At 41.9% G+C, this 18,968-nt stretch carries 18 protein-coding genes; 8 read left to right on the top strand and 10 right to left on the bottom strand.

The window, feature by feature from the left end:
• Positions 1-55: 55 nt before the first annotated feature.
• Positions 56-2,257 carry a S9 family peptidase gene (locus RM556_RS11965; RefSeq protein ID WP_311362908.1) on the top strand — a complete coding sequence of 734 codons (2,202 nt, stop codon included), beginning with the start codon at positions 56-58 and terminating at the stop codon, positions 2,255-2,257.
• Positions 2,258-2,352: 95 nt separating this feature from the next.
• On the opposite strand, the gene RM556_RS11960 is transcribed toward RM556_RS11965, so the two are convergent.
• Entirely contained in the window at positions 2,353-3,105 is a 753-nt protein-coding gene (locus tag RM556_RS11960; protein WP_311362907.1) for a choice-of-anchor H family protein, read from the bottom strand.
• A gap of 192 nt (positions 3,106-3,297) precedes the next feature.
• Between RM556_RS11960 and RM556_RS11955 the strand changes: the two genes are divergently transcribed.
• Together RM556_RS11955 and RM556_RS11950 are read left to right on the top strand one after the other, a co-directional pair.
• A complete protein-coding gene (locus RM556_RS11955) occupies positions 3,298-4,410 on the top strand; it encodes a cystathionine gamma-lyase (RefSeq protein ID WP_311362906.1) in 1,113 nt (370 codons plus the stop codon).
• Between the two features lie 138 nt (positions 4,411-4,548).
• Positions 4,549-5,088, top strand: coding sequence for a PEP-CTERM sorting domain-containing protein (locus RM556_RS11950; protein ID WP_311374684.1), 540 nt, complete (start codon positions 4,549-4,551; stop codon positions 5,086-5,088).
• A 96-nt stretch (positions 5,089-5,184) separates the two neighbouring features.
• On the opposite strand, the gene RM556_RS11945 is transcribed toward RM556_RS11950, so the two are convergent.
• The 3 genes from RM556_RS11945 to RM556_RS11935 all read right to left on the bottom strand — a co-directional run bounded on the left by RM556_RS11945 (position 5,185) and on the right by RM556_RS11935 (position 7,917).
• On the bottom strand, positions 5,185-6,633 hold the full coding sequence (locus RM556_RS11945; protein WP_311374683.1) for a hypothetical protein: 1,449 nt from the start codon (positions 6,631-6,633) through the stop codon (positions 5,185-5,187).
• A gap of 137 nt (positions 6,634-6,770) precedes the next feature.
• Positions 6,771-7,175, bottom strand: a complete 405-nt coding sequence (gene rraB, locus RM556_RS11940) for a ribonuclease E inhibitor RraB (protein WP_311362903.1) — start codon at positions 7,173-7,175, stop codon at positions 6,771-6,773.
• A 19-nt stretch (positions 7,176-7,194) separates the two neighbouring features.
• The gene (locus RM556_RS11935) at positions 7,195-7,917 is read right to left on the bottom strand and encodes a 1-acylglycerol-3-phosphate O-acyltransferase (RefSeq protein ID WP_311362902.1); all 723 of its coding nucleotides are present in this window, start codon (positions 7,915-7,917) and stop codon (positions 7,195-7,197) included.
• Between the two features lie 140 nt (positions 7,918-8,057).
• On the opposite strand from RM556_RS11935, the gene RM556_RS11930 reads away from it, so the two are divergent.
• On the top strand, positions 8,058-9,173 hold the full coding sequence (locus RM556_RS11930) for an HD domain-containing phosphohydrolase (RefSeq protein WP_311374682.1): 1,116 nt from the start codon (positions 8,058-8,060) through the stop codon (positions 9,171-9,173).
• A 26-nt stretch (positions 9,174-9,199) separates the two neighbouring features.
• Here the strand turns inward: RM556_RS11930 and RM556_RS11925 are convergent, their stop codons facing one another.
• Both RM556_RS11925 and RM556_RS11920 read right to left on the bottom strand, forming a co-directional pair.
• Positions 9,200-10,411 (bottom strand): ABC transporter permease, encoded by a 1,212-nt coding sequence (locus RM556_RS11925; RefSeq protein WP_311374681.1) that lies wholly within the window; start codon positions 10,409-10,411, stop codon positions 9,200-9,202.
• Complete coding sequence (locus RM556_RS11920) at positions 10,404-11,333, bottom strand: ATP-binding cassette domain-containing protein (RefSeq protein ID WP_311362899.1); 930 nt, start codon at positions 11,331-11,333, stop codon at positions 10,404-10,406. Before RM556_RS11920 ends, RM556_RS11925 begins: the two co-directional genes overlap by 8 nt.
• Positions 11,334-11,509: 176 nt before the next feature.
• Here RM556_RS11920 and RM556_RS11915 point away from each other — a divergent pair, with 176 nt between their 5' ends.
• Positions 11,510-12,139: a flavin reductase family protein gene (locus tag RM556_RS11915; protein WP_311362898.1), complete on the top strand. Its 630-nt coding sequence runs from the start codon at positions 11,510-11,512 to the stop codon at positions 12,137-12,139.
• A gap of 177 nt (positions 12,140-12,316) precedes the next feature.
• On the opposite strand, the gene RM556_RS11910 is transcribed toward RM556_RS11915, so the two are convergent.
• Complete coding sequence (locus RM556_RS11910; protein WP_311374680.1) at positions 12,317-13,261, bottom strand: D-2-hydroxyacid dehydrogenase; 945 nt, start codon at positions 13,259-13,261, stop codon at positions 12,317-12,319.
• 100 nt (positions 13,262-13,361) lie between these two features.
• Here RM556_RS11910 and RM556_RS11905 point away from each other — a divergent pair, with 100 nt between their 5' ends.
• Entirely contained in the window at positions 13,362-13,799 is a 438-nt protein-coding gene (locus RM556_RS11905; protein WP_311362896.1) for an SRPBCC domain-containing protein, read from the top strand.
• 31 nt (positions 13,800-13,830) lie between these two features.
• Here RM556_RS11905 and RM556_RS11900 read toward each other — a convergent pair whose 3' ends face one another.
• The gene (locus RM556_RS11900) at positions 13,831-15,132 is read right to left on the bottom strand and encodes a peptidoglycan DD-metalloendopeptidase family protein (RefSeq protein WP_311362895.1); all 1,302 of its coding nucleotides are present in this window, start codon (positions 15,130-15,132) and stop codon (positions 13,831-13,833) included.
• A 206-nt stretch (positions 15,133-15,338) separates the two neighbouring features.
• On the opposite strand from RM556_RS11900, the gene tyrS reads away from it, so the two are divergent.
• Together tyrS and RM556_RS11890 are read left to right on the top strand one after the other, a co-directional pair.
• On the top strand, positions 15,339-16,538 hold the full coding sequence (gene tyrS / locus RM556_RS11895; protein ID WP_311374679.1) for a tyrosine--tRNA ligase: 1,200 nt from the start codon (positions 15,339-15,341) through the stop codon (positions 16,536-16,538).
• 34 nt (positions 16,539-16,572) lie between these two features.
• The gene (locus tag RM556_RS11890; protein WP_311374678.1) at positions 16,573-17,772 is read left to right on the top strand and encodes a benzoate/H(+) symporter BenE family transporter; all 1,200 of its coding nucleotides are present in this window, start codon (positions 16,573-16,575) and stop codon (positions 17,770-17,772) included.
• 42 nt (positions 17,773-17,814) lie between these two features.
• Here the strand turns inward: RM556_RS11890 and RM556_RS11885 are convergent, their stop codons facing one another.
• Entirely contained in the window at positions 17,815-18,474 is a 660-nt protein-coding gene (locus tag RM556_RS11885) for a hypothetical protein (RefSeq protein WP_311374677.1), read from the bottom strand.
• 63 nt (positions 18,475-18,537) lie between these two features.
• Positions 18,538-18,951: a rhodanese-like domain-containing protein gene (locus RM556_RS11880; RefSeq protein ID WP_311362891.1), complete on the bottom strand. Its 414-nt coding sequence runs from the start codon at positions 18,949-18,951 to the stop codon at positions 18,538-18,540.
• Positions 18,952-18,968 lie beyond the last annotated feature (17 nt).

The raw sequence follows: 18,968 nt of genomic DNA, 5'->3' as shown, positions 1-18,968 counted from the left end.
TGTTGGCTTTTTTGTTTATTCCGCAAGAAAGCAACAGTAAAAAAAAGGAGATACCATGCGATTTTTAAAATTTGGCCCCATAGCCATGCTCGCAGGCATGACTTTATTAGCGGCTTGCACACCATCAGAAGAAGGTTCAATGGAAAAACAAGAAACAAAGAAAGCAACTTCACCTACCTTTGAGCGTTTAAAAGAATTACCTATTCCTGCGCCAACGGCAAAAAAAGTAGAATATACCGCAGAATATCATGGTAAGACTTTATCTGACCCATACAATTGGCTAAAAGACCAAGGCTACCCAGAAGTAAACGACCAGCCAGTTATTGACTACTTAAATGAAGAAAATGCATATTTTAATGCTTTCCTAGAGCCCAAAAAAGCCCTTGTCGACACTATTTTCGAGGAGTTTAAAGGGCGAACCAACGATCAAGATTCATCAGTTCCTTGGGTCGAAAACGGTTACGAATATAAATCCTTCTACAAGGAAGGTGAAGAGTATCGTACCTATAGTCGTCGAAAGTTGGACAGCGACAAAGAAGAAGTTTTTATGAGTGTGACTGAGTTGGCTAAGCCGCATGATTATTACACAATGGGTGATTGGGAAATTAGCCCAAATAATCAATTTTTAGCCTACTCATATAATACGAACGGTGATGAACGCTATAAAATAGTCATTAAAGACTTAAATACGGGTGAGCTTTTATCTGATGAATTAAGCGATACCAATGGCGATTTGGTTTTTGGCGCTGATAATAAAACTCTAGTTTACGGGCGGTTAGATGACGAGCGTTGGTTTACAAAGAGTGTCAACGTGCATTCTTTGGGGACAAATTCATCTGAAGATAAAATCATTCATACTGAAAATGACGACGGTTTCTTTATTCAGTTTGATATGTCCTCAAGCGAAGAATACTTGATCATTGCTAGTGGACAAAGTGAAACGGTCGAAACTTTTGTGGTTCCCGCCAATGATTTATTCGCGACACCCACTAAACTCGTATCGAGAGAGCAAGGTTTTCTCAATAATGTAGATCATGCCAATGGTTATTTTTATATCATTGCCAACGATACTCACGTGAATTCACGCATGGCCAAGGTGTCGGATGCCGACCCTAGCTATGATAAGTGGGAAACAGTTATAGCAGGTTCAAACGATCTTTATCTAAAAGGCATGTCTGTATTTAAGGAGTTTATGGTTATCTCATTCCGCGAGAAAGGGATTGAGAAAGTGACTATCAGCGACTACAAAGACAGTTCACACGATATTGCGTTTCCAGAAAATGTGTTCACCATCAGCTTGGGCAACAACCCAGAGTTTTCACAAGACTTTGTGCGTTTAAACTACACGTCAATGATTACGCCAAACACCGTGTTTGACTATCATGTCGGCAAGAAAGAGTTGCAAACTAAAAAAGTTCAAGAGATACCGTCGGGATATGATAAGTCTCAATATCGTACAGAGCGCATAATGGCACCAAGTCGTGATGGTATCGAAGTCCCCGTTACCTTGGTGTATCACAAGGACTTTAAAAAGGATGGTAGTCAGCCGATGATGTTGTACGGTTATGGTGCGTATGGCTCAACTGTCACACCGCGCTTTTCAACATTAAGATTAAGCTTATTGGATAGAGGCTTTTCATACGCTATTGCGCATGTGCGTGGCAGCGATATGTTAGGACATCAATGGTATCTTGACGGGAAACTAGATAAACGCATGAATACCTTCAATGATTTTGTGGATGTCGCTCGTCACTTGATCAGTGAAGACTATGTTGCAGAAGGGAATATTAGCATTTCGGGTCGTAGCGCAGGTGGCGAATTAATGGGTGCCGTTGTGATTCAGGCTCCGGAATTGTGGAGCTCTGTAAATTTGGGCGTGCCGTTTGTCGATGTACTTAACACTATGTTGGACGCAAGTTTACCGTTGACGCCACCGGAGTGGTCAGAGTGGGGCAACCCAATCGAAGATCCCGTTGCATTCGACTACATAAAAAGCTATTCGCCATATGACAATATCGTTGCGAGAGATTATCCGCCAATGTTGGTGACTGGCGGTCTGAATGATCCTCGTGTGACTTATTGGGAGCCTGCCAAATGGACAGCGAAAATGCGTGAGTTGAAGACTGACAATAACCTCTTGGTCATGCGCATCAACATGGGTGCGGGGCATTTCTCGAATAGTGGTCGTTATGGTCGCTTGCGTGACTATGCTGAAGAGTACGCATTTACGCTTCTATCACACGGGATTGAAGAGTAAGGTAGCTACTTTACAAATGTATTGAAAAAGCCCTGATTGTGACGATTCTTTTAGATGAAATGCAATCAGGGCTTTTTATTGTCTTTTCTGACATATTATTTAATAGCGCGTCTCAAGGCAACAAGACCTAGCCCTGCGAGTAACCAGCTACCAAATGAACCGCCGTTCTCCACAACAATCACATCAACAGGTTCAACATACTCATAGTTTTCACTTTCCAAGCTGATAAACGCTAAATCTGCATCGTCCGTACCATCCGATACCGCCACAACTTCATCTGTATCAGCATCGTAAATCACAATCATTATTTCATAATCATTGCTTGGAAAGCCGGTGATTAATGAGTTTTCCACCACAATTGCATCTTGCGTATTGTCACCGTTGATATAATAGATGTCGGTGGTATAAAAAGGTGTAAATGTATCATTTGTGCTTGAGTATATTTCTGCATAAATCGCTGCACGTTGGTATATTGTGTCTACGTCAAACTCTATCGTGAACGATGAATAGTAGCCGTCATAATCGATGTCATTGTCTAAAGTAACGTAGCTATCGTAAATCCAAAAATCTGGATCATCATAGCTTCTTGCCGTTTCTCTTGTTAAAGGAGCTACATTTTTCTTTAGGTTTAGTTCTGCTTTTGTTGCTGCGCTATTTGTGATTTTTCCTTGCTCAGCGGTTTTATATTTAATTTGTTTTTCGCCAGCAGCATCCACTATGTTGGGTTGATACTCTTTCGACTTCACCAATGCTGATGATGTGTCTTGATTAGCAAACAGATCACCAGTAAATACTATGCTGCTTACCATCGCGATGGAAAAAAGTGTTTTGCTAGTTATAAATTTCATAATGTAAGCCCTTAGGTGTAATGCTTGATAGTCAGTATGCAAGGGTGAAGCTGAACCGAAACTGAAATTTACCTGAACCTTAGCTGACTAGGTTTGTTGCAAACTGAAGTATTTGTTGCTTTATGAACTGCTAAATTTTGTCGAAGTGTGTGCTAATATCCTGTTTAACATACCTTATTTATTGAGTTTGCTATGACGAAGAAGCCAAGCTTAGCCACACTGAGCATTAATGCTGGTGCACCACCACCTGAACAAGGAAAAAGTTTTAGACGAGGTCCAGAGTTTGCCAGCACCTTTCACCTCTCAGGTGATGTGGACCCTACAGCGTTTCAGTATGGACGCTTTGATCATCCAACTTGGCGGGATCTGGAACTTGGTTTATCTCAACTTGAGGGAGGTGAGACGAGTATATTTCCTTCTGGCATGGCCGCTGCAGCCGCGATCCTGACAAGTTTAGTGAAGCCAGGGGATACTATATTATTACCAAGCGATGGCTATGCTCCTGTGCGCTATTATACTGAACAATACTTGGTTCGTTTTGGCGTGAATTTACAGACAATTGCAACGAAAGATATTGAACACTTCGATTTTGCAGGGGTTGATCTTGCTTTACTCGAAACTCCCAGCAATCCGATGCTAGACACTTTTGATATCCGAGAAGCGGCTGAGCGTGCGCACACTCAAAATTGTTTACTAGCAATCGATAATACAACACTGACGTTTCTCGGCCAACAACCCTTGGCCTTAGGTGCAGACATCAGTTTATGTGCTGATACAAAATCAGTGAATGGCCATTCAGATGTTGTATTTGGCCATGTTTCAACAAAAAACAGCGCGCTGAGCGATAAAATAAGAGAGTGGCGAAAGTACTCTGGCAATATTCCAGGGCCGATGGAAACTTGGCTGGTTCACCGTAGTCTGTCAACACTCGATATGCGATTACAACGTATGTGTGAGAATGCTATGCGTTTGGCTGAATACTTGTCAGAACATCAAAAAGTGGTGTCTGTCCGTTATCCAGGTTTAGTTTCTGATCCCTCATATAAGATAGCCAAGAAGCAACAAGATTTATTCGGCTTTATAATCAGCTTTGAACTATCTGATAAAGAAGCTGCAGAGAATTTTCTCAATGCGTGCAAATTGGTATACGAAGCAACCAGTTTTGGTGGTGTGCATAGTATGGCTGAGAGACGGGCACGATGGGGAACCGATAACATTGCTGAAGGTGTGATTCGCTTTAGCGTGGGTTGTGAGCGGACGGAAGATATTCTTGATGATGTGGAGCAAGCTTTATGTGACGTTTGATCTATTTTGATGACAATACTTCCGTCAGGTTATTTTACATTTTTATTTCCACCCACCTTAAGTTATTGATATTGTTATATTAAATGTGTGGCCTAACTATTGCATTCAGATTGTAAAAAGTAAATTAGGGAAATATTTATGAAAAAACTGTTGATTGTATGTATGTTTTTGCTTGTTGGTGGTTCAGCTAACGCTGCGTTAATTACGTTTGGACCTTCATCAGCCTCTGGTTCTGGGCCGACAATCTCCTTCAATAATCTAGTTGTTCCTTCCACTATTATGGGTAACGCAACTGTTACGCTTTCTGTAAATGGTGATTTTAACAGTAATTTTGAATATCTCGATATTCTTTTTGACGCTTTCAGTCTAGGAAGAGTATTTGATGGCAACACTGCCAATGACTTATTTAATTTTGCTGGTGATATTGGCAATCAATCTAGATCAACTTTAACTGGTGTTGCTATAATCTCAGCAGCAGATTTTGCTGCGCTTATCAGTGACGGTTTATTGAACCTCTCTTTTGACTCTTCAAGCAGGGTAAACTGTTGCGGTACTATTAACGTGTTATCAGGCAGTATTTCTTACGACTCTAAACCAGTGCCAGCACCTTCAACAATTGTATTGTTTTCCTTGGTGCTATTAGGTGGCGTTTACATGACAAGAAAGCGTAAAGCATAAGCTTGGCTATAAAGCTTTGAGATATAGAAAGCCAATCACATGTTGTTGATTGGCTTTTTGCTTCTAGCTTGTAACAAACAGCGTTTTTTGGCTATATTAGTTTTTCCAAAGGTTTTGTAATTTTTCATACTGGAAAAAGGTGTGAGGGTCCCAATGGCTTGGAATCAATTCAAGATCCTTGCGCTCTTCATAGTTCGACACAAGCTTTTTCAGTATCAACTTAAGCCTTTCCGGATCGATTCTTTCTAATTGCTTTCTGGGTTCGGGATAATAAAGATTGCGCTTTGCGGGGATGACCATAGTCGATCCATTTCCGACAAAGGTAAGGTTTTTGGTCGCAATTCGGCAGACAGGCTCAAATATATTTTCTGGATTGAGTTCAACTACAATCGCATATTCAAATGAATCAGATTTAGTACCATCAGGATTTTCAGCAATATAGGTGACGCCGTATCCTTGTGGAAAGTGGCCTAAAATTTTCAATAAACTATCAACGGCTAATTCACTTAGTGATGACTGTTTTGCTGCCTTGGTAATGAGCAAACCAGCCTTAGGCAAATCAAATAGAGTTTGGTCGGGTTTCGCTGAAAAAATAAAAGAAGCATAAATTTGTGGGATTTTGATTAAGTTACCGATCCCATTTTTGGGCTTTTGTGCACCCACTAATAAGTCCACTGTTAATTTGAGCTTTTGTTCTTCCTTAGCAATAAACTCTGCTCTTTCGGGCTTTGAATTTCCGACGTACTGCTCCATTCCTAGGCCATATTTCACATATTCTAAGGTGTACTTGTAATTGGTTTTTAATAATTCAATCCGTGTTTCTTTATCAAGGACAGCATATTCGTCGCGTTTACCATCTCGCCCCTTCAATATTTCTTGAGCCTTAGGGTGCAGTAAGCCAATATCTTGGAATATAGCAGCGGTGATTATTGGGATGGCGACGTCAATTTGAAACGGCGTGAGTTCAGTTCTAGCATCGGTGTACCTCGCATTAGAATCATAGCGAGCAGAAATGTAGCTAGAATCAATTTGATTTTTATCCAGTAGCTTATCTAATAAGCGCATTGCCAAAATTGATTTGTAAGCCGGTTTAAAACGTTGTTTAGTTTGTAATACCTTAAAGCCTTCAGTGGGGCACAATAGGTGTAAAGTTCCCAACATTCGGGCACTTGACGTTTGTGTTTTCTCCCAGTCTTCACTTTCCGAAAGGCGTATGATCTTTTCACCAATTTCCGACACTCTACGCAGGCGTTTCAGCCTTTCTTGTTCCTGCAGATCCTTTTCTTTCTTGAACTTCAGTTTTGCTTTTTTTAGCGCGTCCGTTGACAAGCTAGCGGTCTTTTTATTTGAAGACTGAACAGCTTTGGTGAGTCTTTGTATTTCGGTATCGAGTGTCGTCAGGCGCTTTTGGTCCGTTTCTTGGTTCTCAAAAAATACAGAGGCTTCTTCAAAAAGTGAATCTTGCAAAGGCGACTTGCCATCAATAAGATTAACGATATCAAGAATTGATTGAGTAAACTTTGAGTTTCCGACTGTCCCGTGCATTCCCGACCTTTATGACTACTGACCCTTCTTAGGGTAAAACATCAAGCTGTCCTAGGCAACAGGCTGATATATATGGCTCTATCTGTAAAAGTGGCGCTGCCGTCGATCTAATTAGCGATTACCATGAAGCTATGGCGTTAATAATCGTCGTCATAATCGATTTGGCCAACTTCATCGCGCTCTAACGCACCTTCGCCGATAAAGTATGTGCCCCAACCATCGTAATAGACCTTGTGTTTATCTGCGATAGCTATCAGCTTATCGGCATCGGCGTTAAAAACGTCAACATCTAATTTTTTCTCTACAACAGCGTCGAAGCAAAAGACTGTGCCACCATCGTCAAGCACTAATTCTTCAGCATCAGTGACTTCAAAGCCTGCCTTGAAGGCATCAACTGCCGCTTTCTCTAAAGCATCAAAATCCGAGCTAGCTAGGTGGTGCTCGATTTGGTGTGCTTGTGACACATCACTGCCGTCAGCAATTAAGGCTTCAATTGTCTCTTTGTTGAATTCATACCATTCATTTGCATCATGTTCACTCATAATTGACCTTCCTCAATGTTCAAGCGTTATCTAGTTTTTCAGCTTCAATATTGAGCTGCTTGATTTTGTCCGACATGATCGAGTGAAAATGTTCGGCTAATTGTTTGGCATTCATTCCATCAGGAATGGCAACCGGCGGCATGACTTCAATGACGACAGTACCGTTATTCCAGCGGTTAAAATGCACTTTATTGTGTAACTCACTCGCACATACAGGGACAATCTGTTCTTTTGCTGCGAGGGCTAATCGGAATGCACCGGTTTTAAACGGCAACAAACCTCTGCCATTACTTCTTGTTCCTTCCGGGAAAAACCAAATACTTAGGTTCTTTTCGCGCATTTTGTCTAAGGTACCGGTGAGTGTATCACGAGCTCTACCTTTGTTTTTACGGTCGATCATGATGTTTGCTGATAACCAGTAAATAACGCCAAAGATAGGGATCCACTTCAAACTCTTTTTGCCGACTGTGACGACTCCGGGTAATGCGGCTTTACAAATTGTGATCAGGTCATAGCTATTCTGGTGATTGGCGACAAATACGTAATTGTTATTAGTGTCTACTTCGCTTGAAACTCTCATTACAATTTTCAGTCCGACAATGCGCGCCATTGTCGAGTACATTCTACCTGCTAAAGCAACGTTATTTCTATGAAATGGGCGCGTCAAAAAGATAAGGAAGAGGACGGCATTCAAACCTATAAAATAGATAAGTAAGGTGATAAAACGAATAATAGCTAACACAGAAATTCCAGGTGACAATCTATGGGCGCAATTATACGGAGATTTTTTCGCGAAGATAGCTTACCAGTCGAAAATATGAATGAATTTCTTGAATGTGTCGATATACTATCACTACTTCCAATTTCATTTAGTGAGCCAGTATGCCTGTATTTAAGCACGAAGAACTAGAGGACGATATTCTTCATGACTTAATCGAAGAGATTAACGAGCTGTACGAGGCTAGTGAGCAAACGCTTATCGAATTGGAGCTAACACCTAAAGACAATGAACTTCAGCGCGCGTTATTCCGTTCTGTACATACCATTAAGGGTGATTTGGGTTTAGTCTCGTTTACTCCGATGATTGCTATATTGCAGCATCTTGAAGATTTACTAGATCTGTTACGGAAAGGCGAAATTGATTACACCAGTAACATGAGTGATTTGGTTCTATTGCTTATGGACAAGGTTAAGGTCTTTGTCGAAAGCTGTATGAAGAATGGTTACGCCGAGTATGACGAAAAGTTAAACAACGCAGTCATTGATGTGATCAGTAAAATTAATCCGACGAATCAAAATCGGCATGAGTTTCTGTTTGCCAATGCAGTCAATTTAATTGATCCTACGCGGAACTTAGAGCAGGGAGAGGAAGGTTTTGATGAAGTCCCTGTTCGATTAGCGCGTACGGGTATTCCACAAAACCTCAGTCCTGAGCAACAAGTCGATTTATTGTTCTTCCGTGAATTGATGAAACCAATTGAAAAACGTATTGGATATCAAGAGGGGCGGGGCGATCGAATTGCAAAGTTAGCTTTCTATATTAACGAACTCAGTGCCACGCCTATTGATGAGGCTCAGTTGGCCGTTGCTTGTTACGTGCATGATTTTGGTATGTCATTTATGCCAGCAGACATCGTTAATAAAGAAAGTGCGTTAACGAGTTTAGAGCAAAACTTAATGCGTTCGCATGTCTACAAGAGTGCACGTTTGCTTGAGAATCTGAGTTTGTGGGATGAAGCTCGAAAAATCGTTATGGAACACCATGAATGCATGGATGGTTCCGGGTATCCACTAGGTCTTAAGCGAGATCAAATCTGTGAAGGTGCCAAACTACTTGGTATTTTGGATCGTTACGATAGCCTAATTAACCCGAAAAATGCGAGCAAATTGTCGAAACGAGACGCGGTTATTTCGTTGAACAAAGATTACAAAGGTCAATTAAGCGGTTCATGGCTACGTCTATTCAATCAAGGAATGACTAAGCTTCTAAATCAATAGAGATAGTAAAAGCTCAGCGCAATACATTAATTACCTTTAAATGCCCATTTGACCATATCCTTTAAAGTGGGCTCTTTGCCATACATAATCATGCCCATTTTAAAAAGGCGACCCGCCGAGCCCCTAATCCAATAACACAGCAATAGTATTAAGCCAAGTGCCAATAAAGGCTCCCATATAGCCACTTCTATCAATGACATTTTTATTGGCATTGCGGCAAATGCAGTTAATGGGAAGTAACTGAGGAAAGTAAAGGCAAGACCACTGGGATTACCCATTGTCATCATCGTTAGAATGACAGGTAGCAAAGGGAGAAGCATCAAACTCGTCTTTGCACTGTGATTTGGGTCATCGATAGCTGCAGCAATCGCCGCCATAAAGGCAGTGCAAAAGTATAGGCCCGCCAAGGCAAATACAATGAGCCAAGGCAACATTGACCAATCGATAAAGTCGAAACTTAAAGGTTCACCGGCGATCACGACACGTATAAAAGTGTAACCTAGAATCCCACTAATACTCATGGTGAGCATGGCTTTTAGGCCATGTAATAAGTTGCCAAATATTTTGCCGTCAATCCAAGTCTGAGCGCTAATGCAGGAATAAAGTTGTTCAGTCACTCTTTGCTGCTTTTCACCCGTAATACTCGCAAAGATCTGGGCAAATGAGGTGAATACACCTGCCATTAGGAGAAAGGCCATACCAATGGCTGTGAGCGAACTTTCATTCTCGTCTTCTTTCACATTGTCGTCAGTATAGCTTTGTTCAAATAAAACGGGTTCGGATAGCAAGCTTAGTTGCTCTTGTTGTAGACCAAGTTGTTGCGCATAAAGTTGCGCGTAGTATTGCGTCACCGTTTGCTGCAGTGTAATTAGCCACTCAGTCTTTTCACTGCTATGAATTTTGACCTCATGCTTTCCCAGTGCCCCCACTTTGACTTCAATGATTGCATCATATAGCGCGTCATCTTCAAGTTGTTCGATCAAAGAGTCTAGCGCTCCTGGTGCAGGTTCAAACTCAAATGGCCCTGTAGAGTTAGGTATGGCGATATTACTGCTTTCGCTTACAACCCCAATCCAATACATTGGTTCTTTGTCGTCCTTTACCGTTTGCCAAACAAAAACAACGGCAGCAATAGCAAGCATGATAAGTTTTGAAATAACCTCCTGCTTCCATTTGAAAAAATGCATAAACTCCCACGCAGTAACTAGCCTTACTTGGCGAAATGTATTTTTATGCATGGGTAGACGCTCCCTGTTCTTCGATTGCTTGCAAGTAAAGTTGGTGTAGATCCATCTGCTGGCTTTGAATATCACTTACCTCACCAATTGAAGGTAGTAGATTTAATAGTTGATTAATGGTGAATTGTGCCGAGATGCTTAAACTCAGTTTATTGTCTTTAAGCCATTGATGTTCAACATTGTCAGGAATACTGCTTTGTAGTTCCGGTGCAATAGACTGTACAAATGTAACAGAAATTTTCGCATTGGCTTCCTGCTTTGAACGGAAGTCTGCCAGTTTGCCGTAGAATACGGCTTTTCCTTTATTCATTAGCAAGATGCGAGCGGCCAACTTTTCAATCATTGCCATTTGATGGGCGCTCAAAATTACGCTCATGCCTTGTGCAGTCAGTTCGGATAGAAAGGTGACGACTTTCTCTTGATTCACTGGGTCGAGCCCGGAAAATGGCTCATCTAAAATGACCCATCGTGGTTGATGAATAACAGCGGTAATTAGCTGTACTTTCTGTTGGTTACCCTTTGATAGGGACTTTAAGGGATCATCTTTACGGTCGATGAGTTCAAAGCGATCGAGCCAGCTATCGGTGGCACTTAACGCTGACTGTTTTTCCATGCCATTTAACTGAGCAAAATACAGGATATTTTTAAGCAGAGACTTCTCTGGATAAAGGCCTCGGTCTTCGGGCAAATAGCCAAGCTCATGAGAGGGGATTGATGGATGATAAGTTCCGTCTATATTGACTGATATGCGGCCTTCGTCAGCATGTGTAAATCCAGTCAACATGCGAATAATAGAGGATTTACCTGCACCATTTGGGCCCAAAAGAGCAAAAATTTCACCTTCTGACACCGAAAAAGAAAGTTCGTTGACTGCAATCATCTCTTCGTACTTTTTAACAACCTTGTCGACTACTAATTCCATGTTTAATCCCTGTAATAAAAATGACGCCGACGCTAAGTGTATCCATCTATTGAGTGCTTATCCAGAACGATATGAGCGGTAATCAGAGCTGACTTAGAATTCGGCATTGACTTTTGTCTCAAAACGGAAAAAGGTGTGTCCCATAATGAAATAATTCGTGGAACAGGAAAGACTAAATGATTATCAATTTAGATGGGATGTCGAGTAGTGCTATTTATCATCTAATGACACAAACAATAATACCAAGGCCAATAGCATGGGTATTGTCTGAAAATGATAGAGACAAAGCGCCAATCAGCGATGACTATAACCTTGCTCCGTTTTCTTACTTCAACGCAGTGTGCAGCGATCCGCCTTTGTGTATGTTGTCTGTTGGTAAAAACGCTGGTGGCGCGTCAAAAGACACAGCGGTAAATCTGACTCAGGGAAAGTATTGCGTGATCAATATTCCGAATGCTGAGCAAGCCGCACTTGTCACAGCATCAGCTGCGACTGTGGACTACGGAAATAGCGAAATTGATATTAATGATATTGCGCTTAAAGAACAAAACGATTGGCCATTACCTTTTGTAGCCAATTGCGGCGCCGCTTTTTTATGTCGCGTTCACAGTACTCAAACTTTAGGCAATGCACCACAGCAACTCATTTTTGTTGAAATTGTCGATATTTACATTGATGATGCCGCGGTTAGCGAAGTCAAAGGACGTTTACATGTTGATGCAAAAGTACTAAACCCTCTGGCGCGTTTAGGTGCGAATCAATATGCAAACTTAGGTGATGTTTTTACTTTAGCGCGTCCAAAATAGCGAAAGCTTAGTTGTTATTTCTGTTTAGGTAGGGATCAAGGTCCCCGCCTACGCGGGGATGACGAAAGTACGGGGATGACGGAAGTGCGGGGGTGACGCAAGTGCGGACGTAAGAACTAAGGTCCCCGCCTACGCAGGGATGACGCATGCACGGGGATGACGAAAGTGCAGGGAGCACTAATACCCTTTGTTAAAGTCGACTTTGCCAATCAGGCCTTGTTTACTCCTAAAGCGGGCTAAGTTTTCGGTAAATAACTCGAATACTGAAGCGTGCATACTGGATGCAGCAGTATGGTTCGTCATATAGAGTCGTTTCGTCGTCCAAAATGGGTGTTCTTGTGGTAGGGGCTCTTGTTTGAAAACGTCAAGTACAGCCGCTTTCAATCGTCCTTCGTCTAAGGCCTTTACTAGCATTGCATCATCAGCAATAACATTGCCGCGTCCGCCATTGATGAAAATGCTCTCGGGTTTAGTTGCATTGAAAAAAGCCTCATCGCAAATGCCATTAGTGTCTGGTGTATGCGGCAGTAAATTAACAATAACATCGCAACTCTCCGCGAAATCCACGAGTGTGGATAAATGAAAATGTTTATCTGCCACTTCAGGGCGCGAACGGGCATTTAGGCTATGTATTTGCATTCCGAAGCCTTTAGCCGCAAGCGCAACATCATATCCAATATCGCCCAAGCCCATGATACCCATTACTTTTCCCTTCAGTGTTGGGAGTAACTCTTGTTCCCAGTGGCTGTTCGATTGTCGCGACATAAATGCTTCTACTTTGCGCTGAAACAGTAAAACATATGCCATCACATACTCACGCATTTGAGCACCAAAAACACCTTTTAGGCCAGTTAATACATAGTCCTGCTTCGTGCTATTAATCAAAGGTGTAACGCCAGCCCAGGTTGATTGAAACCAGATCAAGTTGGAACACTGGTCGATAAATTTAGAACAAATATTGGGATTGCCTAGAACGATATTTGCTTCAGAGAGTTCAAGACCTTCAGCATGTTCATTAGCCCAAAACAGCTCAATATCTGTGTAGCCTTCACTATTTTTCAATATTTCAAAGGCTTGCTGATACGCTTTATGGTCTCGAGAAATAATTGCTAGTTTTAACACAGAAATTCTTCCTTAGTTTTTGCAAATAGAGGTGCAGGATTTGGTAAAAATGCCGATACCTTTTTTATCACAGATAAATAGAATAAGCGAAGTAGTTACTATGTATGATTTCACCATTAATGGAACGCTGAACGCAGGTTTGACCGATGTATACACTGCATTCCACGATCCTAATGTGCTAGTGCGTTGGTTTGCCCCTGGCAATATGATGGTGTCTCAGTTTATGTCTAACTTCATAGAAGGTGGGAACTATCGGCTGATATTGCAATCGCCTGATGGATTCCAACAGACCATCATTGGTAGCTATGAAGCGATCAGTCTGAATGAGGAGCTTTGTTTTACTTGGCGCTGGGAAGATACAAACGACATTACTAAAGTGAACATTTCTTTCACCTGTGATAATGACAGCACGACGTCAATCAGGCTAACGCAAAGTGGTTTTAAGCGTGAAGAGGACATGTTACACCAGCAATATGGCTGGATAGCATCTTTAGAAAAACTGAGTTTAGTCACTCGTAAGCAAGCCATGGTAGCTTAAACACCAGGCTTGCTAGTCAATCTCCCACCGTTTACCGATTAAACGCCAACATTATCCGCTTGTTATTATTCAACTGTTCCACTCTTTCTTGAGCCACCAAAGAGAATTTAGCTGCTTGATCTTTTGCGATAGGCTCAGCCTGAGGCAGCTTTACCGTACGAGGGTTGCGGTGTACGCCGTTGACTAGAAACTCATAATGTAAATGAGGTCCAGAGGCTAGACCCGTAGAACCTAAATAGCCAATAGTTTGACCCTGTTTAACAGTTTGCCCGCGCTTCACAGCGCGTTTTGTAAAGTGTAAATATTTGGTGGTGTACTTTTCACCATGTTGAATAAACACGTGGTGTCCATTGTATTTGTCGTAAGCTGATTTAATCACTTTACCGTCACCTGCAGCCATTACTGGCGTGCCTACTTTGCCAGCGTAATCCACACCTCTGTGTGCTTTCCAACGCTTTTGTACAGGATGGAAACGACGTTTTTTAAAGCTGGAGCTAATGTATTTAAATGAGACAGGAGCTCTCAAAAAGCTCTTACGCATGCTTCTGCCGTCTGGCGTGTAAAAATTACCATCGCTATATTTTATTGCTTGGAATTGTTCGCCTTGGTTTATAAATTCAGCCGCAACGATGTCGCCGAAACCAATAAACTCGCCGTCAATATATTGCTTTTCATAGATAACATTGAAGGTATCGCCTTCTCTTATCTCTTGTGCAAAGTCGATGTCCCAACCAAAAATACCCGCTAAGCGCATAATTTGATTGTCAGTTAACCCTGCTTCACTACCAGCGTTCCAAAAACTACTGCGTATTTCGCCTTGTGCGAAACTGAATAGGGTATCGACCTGCTTTACAGAAACGTCACTGGTGAGTTTATTGTCGCTGTCGCGTTTAATGCTAAGGGTTTCAGTTTTAGATAAAGGGTAACGTAGTGATTGAAACTGTTTTGCTTCATCCATTTGAACGTAGAGAAAATCGCCTGGCTTAATTTTGACTAGATTCTTTGCTAGTTTGCCAGCACGGCTCACATTGTGAGTGTCTCTTGGGCTTAATCCAAGTTGTGAAAAAATACTGGCGAGGGTATCACCACTTTTTACTTGATGAGTTTGCCAGTTATCCGCATCATCTTCGAGCTCAACGCTTTCTACTGTTGAGGCTAATTTTGGTAGCTGCACATCGTATTTTATGCCGGGAAGCAGTTGTTTAACCTCAAGGTTTCTTGAAGCTTCAACAGTGTCGGCAGGGAATAAAACGAAGCCGAGCATGACGATTGCGACAGTGGCAAGCGTAAATCGGTGCGGTTTTGGCAGTTGTTTTATTGTATTCGTAATCATACGACCGTAAAATAGCTTTCTATTAAAACACCAGAATATAATGATTTTAGTCTTGAATCCAGCGGAAAGGTTCAATTTCCACTTTGTTTGTTACTCCTCAATCTGAGGAATTTCTTCATCCAAACGAATGAGCTGATTAAAATGTAATCATATTAAGAAGTTATAAAGGACGTTCTTTTATACCTTCAGTACTACAGGAATAAGTAATGGCAGACTGGCAAACAGCGTTCGCAGAGATAAAGCGCGGATCCGACGAAATATTGATCGAAGAAGAACTCATTGAAAGGTTAAAAAGCGGCAAGCCGCTAAAAATTAAAGCTGGATTCGATCCAACTGCACCAGACCTGCACTTAGGTCATACGGTTTTGATCAATAAACTCCGCACTTTTCAGAATTTAGGTCACGAAGTGATTTTTTTGATTGGGGACTTTACTGGCTTAATCGGCGATCCAACGGGTAAAAATGTCACGCGTAAACCATTAACCAAAGAGCAAATTCTGGAGAACGCTAAAACATATCAGGAACAGGTTTTTAAAATATTGGATCCAGAGCGCACGACTATCCGCTTCAACTCCGAGTGGTTTGACGAAGTGGGCGCGGCCGGTATGATCAAGCTAGCGGCTAGTCAAACGGTGGCGCGTATGCTGGAGCGAGATGACTTTAAAAAGCGTTATGCCAATGGCCAACCAATCGCTATTCATGAGTTTTTGTATCCGCTTGTGCAAGGCTGGGATTCGGTTGCATTAGAAGCTGACGTTGAGCTTGGTGGTACCGATCAACGCTTCAATTTGCTAATGGGGCGTGAGTTACAAAAAGATCAGGGGCAGAAACAGCAAACAGTATTAATGATGCCATTGCTAGAAGGCCTCGATGGCGTTCAGAAGATGTCAAAGTCTTTGAATAACTACATTGGTATTACCGATAGTCCTACCGAAATGTTTGGTAAGGTGATGAGTATTTCTGATGACTTGATGTGGCGCTATTACGACCTGTTAAGTTTTAAACCGCTTGAAGAAGTCCAATTGCTAAAGGATGAGGTAGCAAACGGTAAAAACCCTAGAGACGTGAAAATTGCGCTAGCCCAAGAGTTGATTGCTCGTTTTCATACTGAACAGGACGCAGAAGCTGCGCTACAAGACTTTATTCAGCGCTTCCAAAAGAACGCGATTCCAGATGATATGCCAGAGTTTGAATTTGCTTTAGAAGATGACGGGATCGCTATTGGTAATCTTTTGAAACAAGCAAACCTAGTTGCATCCACATCTGATGCAATGCGAATGATTAAGCAAGGTGCAGTTAAAATTGATGGCGAAAAAGTGAGTGATACACGTTTCAAAATCGAACAAGCGGGAGAGGCTGTTTATCAAGTAGGTAAACGGAAATTCGCTCGAATAACCCTGAAGTAAGGTACTCAAGGTCAACAATAGGTAATAGGCCAGATTGAAGCATAACGCTCATAACAGTCACGTTCTAAAAGATTTTAGTATTTCGGCCTTTAGTGCCGGCTTTGTTGCTGTTTTGGTGGGCTTTGCGAGTTCTTTGGCGATTGTGCTGCAGGCTGCTCATGCGATGGATTTGCCGCTTGCACTTATTGAGTCTTGGGTTTTAGCGCTAGGCGTAGGCATGGGGATTTGTTGCCTCGGTCTTTCTTGGTACTACAAAAACCCAATTATTATTGCGTGGTCAACTCCCGGTGCCGCGCTATTGGCGACTAGTTTGCAAGGACTCAGCATAGAACAGGCAACAGGTGTTTTCTTATTTGTTGCTGCGCTTTCATTGCTTATTGCTCTTTCCGGAACGTTTAATAAAGTGGCGCAGTGGATCCCAATGCCCATCGCTGCCGCTCTACTTGCCGGTGTTTTAGTCAAGTTCGGCTTTTCTATATTTACGTCGTTTCAGCTTTCCCCGGTGCTTATTGGCCTCATGCTTATTACTTTTTTTGGAAGTAAGTATTTTGCACCTCGCTACGCGGTCATCCTCACGCTAGTAAGCGGTGCGTTGTACCTATTCTTCGGACCTGAGCAACTGTCAGTCGAGGGCGTTGGACTGGGAATGGCTAAACCCTACTTTGTTATGCCAGAGTTTGAGTTAAGTACCATTATCGGTGTTGGTATTCCTTTGTTTATAGTGACAATGAGCGCACAAAACTTACCAGGGATTGCAGTACTAAAAGCGAGTGGCTATCACGATCAAGCAATCTCTCCTCTCATTGGAAGCGTAAATGTGGTCACGTTGGTTTTAGCACCCTTTGGCTGTTTTGCATTGAATCTTGCGGCGATTACTGCTGCCATATGCACAGGAGAAGAGTCTCATGACGATCTAAATAAGCGCTACATTGCGGGTATTTCCGCAGGTCTTTTCAATATACTCGCCGGCCTAATGGCTGTTTCGATGGTTGGCATATTTGCTAGCTTCCCAATGGCATTTATCAGCGCTTTAGCTGGTTTAGCCTTATTAGGCACAATAGCAAGTAGCTTACATAGCGCTTTGGCTGAACCCGACCATCGTGAAGCTGCGCTAGTTACGTTCCTAGTGTGTGCGTCGGGTATGAGTTTTGCTGGTGTCTCTGGCGCATTTTGGGGCGTAGTGCTCGGTGTTGTGCTTCAGAAAATAAAAGCCAGAAAGAGTAAGTTGGCCTAATTTGGCTTGTTTTGTGGAGAATGATCGTCCATTGCCTTCATGTTAGTCTCTATCTAAAGCAGAAATAATCAGCACAAAAAAGCATAATACACAATTGAATAAGGGTATCTGCAAACTACTGGGCATCATATATATGAGGCTCACTGCGGGCAGCCAAATACACCATGTGCTAATGATTGTGGCTGGTAATCGATTATAAAAAAAGCTCCGAGAAAGAGACTGCCGAGTGACGGCCCAACTAAAGCCACTTTCTTTCCAGATGTAAAGCGCGGTAAGCAGGGGACTAGTAATAAACACACTAAAGACAAATTGGTCGACGGCTGTTTTCTTTATTACCGTGATGGCATCTGCTTGGTCTCCAAACCACCCAGCTTGCAGTTGATAAAAACTATCTATGAGCCACCCCATGAATGCCCAAACCACGATGTAAAATATAAAATGCTGAAATTTTTGTGTTTTTATTTTCTGTTTAAAATAAAGGAATACAAAAGGAAGAAAGCCGCCAAAAAGAGCAGTGGACACAATTGCATATAAAATACCAAACTGCGTTTTTATTTGTGCAACATATTCAAAACTGCTTTTCGCTTGTTCTAAGTAGAAAAAACTAAGCACGACCACCAATGCAAATGATTGCAGAATAAGGGCGGGAGCTATGTTTTCTCTAGCCGCAGCGATCAAACGCTGGCTAGGAGTTATTGCCATATATTGTTTCTACTGCCAATTGGCGCGCTTACTTTACAAGAACCTGCGCAACTTGAGTGATTGTTATTTTAAAGAGTTAACGGCGCGTTTATCTTCTTGCCAGCCAGACATGTCACCTTCTAAATGAAATACTTTATTAAACCCGTTTTCTTCCAGCATTTTAATGGCTTTTCCAGCGCGAAAACCAGATCGACAATAAACGACAATTGGGAAGTCTTTGAATTCTGACAAACGATCCAAGCTTGTTTCGATTTCATTCACAGGAATATTCACTGAGTTCGGAATGTGTGCTTCACTGTATTCTTGTATGGTTCTTACATCGAGAAGTAAACGTTCACCTTTATCCATCTTTAGCAATTCATCAGGTGAAATATCTTGGCTACTGTAAGCGCAAAAAGATAAGAACATCAATAGACTAAGTGTAGTTTTGAGAAATGTGTTAATTGTGAAGAAAAGTGACTGTTTGTTTTGACGCATCGTTTTATGTCCTTGTA

The organism is Alteromonas sp. W364, from assembly GCF_031846205.1.
Classification (GTDB): domain Bacteria; phylum Pseudomonadota; class Gammaproteobacteria; order Enterobacterales; family Alteromonadaceae; genus Glaciecola; species Glaciecola blandensis.
This window is presented reverse-complemented; position numbering and strand designations above follow the sequence as displayed.

What these genes read in the sequence shown, in the direction of transcription:
- RM556_RS11880 (WP_311362891.1), bottom strand. Translation starts at nt 18,951, where the DNA reads ATGCGTCAAAACAAACAGTCACTTTTCTTCACAATTAACACATTTCTC.
- tyrS (WP_311374679.1), top strand. Translation starts at nt 15,339, where the DNA reads ATGGCAGACTGGCAAACAGCGTTCGCAGAGATAAAGCGCGGATCCGAC.
- RM556_RS11920 (WP_311362899.1), bottom strand. Translation starts at nt 11,333, where the DNA reads ATGGAATTAGTAGTCGACAAGGTTGTTAAAAAGTACGAAGAGATGATT.
- RM556_RS11945 (WP_311374683.1), bottom strand. Translation starts at nt 6,633, where the DNA reads ATGCACGGGACAGTCGGAAACTCAAAGTTTACTCAATCAATTCTTGAT.
- RM556_RS11965 (WP_311362908.1), top strand. Translation starts at nt 56, where the DNA reads ATGCGATTTTTAAAATTTGGCCCCATAGCCATGCTCGCAGGCATGACT.
- RM556_RS11905 (WP_311362896.1), top strand. Translation starts at nt 13,362, where the DNA reads ATGTATGATTTCACCATTAATGGAACGCTGAACGCAGGTTTGACCGAT.
- RM556_RS11960 (WP_311362907.1), bottom strand. Translation starts at nt 3,105, where the DNA reads ATGAAATTTATAACTAGCAAAACACTTTTTTCCATCGCGATGGTAAGC.
- RM556_RS11885 (WP_311374677.1), bottom strand. Translation starts at nt 18,474, where the DNA reads ATGGCAATAACTCCTAGCCAGCGTTTGATCGCTGCGGCTAGAGAAAAC.
- RM556_RS11950 (WP_311374684.1), top strand. Translation starts at nt 4,549, where the DNA reads ATGAAAAAACTGTTGATTGTATGTATGTTTTTGCTTGTTGGTGGTTCA.
- rraB (WP_311362903.1), bottom strand. Translation starts at nt 7,175, where the DNA reads ATGAGTGAACATGATGCAAATGAATGGTATGAATTCAACAAAGAGACA.
- RM556_RS11930 (WP_311374682.1), top strand. Translation starts at nt 8,058, where the DNA reads ATGCCTGTATTTAAGCACGAAGAACTAGAGGACGATATTCTTCATGAC.
- RM556_RS11900 (WP_311362895.1), bottom strand. Translation starts at nt 15,132, where the DNA reads ATGATTACGAATACAATAAAACAACTGCCAAAACCGCACCGATTTACG.
- RM556_RS11955 (WP_311362906.1), top strand. Translation starts at nt 3,298, where the DNA reads ATGACGAAGAAGCCAAGCTTAGCCACACTGAGCATTAATGCTGGTGCA.
- RM556_RS11925 (WP_311374681.1), bottom strand. Translation starts at nt 10,411, where the DNA reads ATGCATAAAAATACATTTCGCCAAGTAAGGCTAGTTACTGCGTGGGAG.
- RM556_RS11915 (WP_311362898.1), top strand. Translation starts at nt 11,510, where the DNA reads ATGATTATCAATTTAGATGGGATGTCGAGTAGTGCTATTTATCATCTA.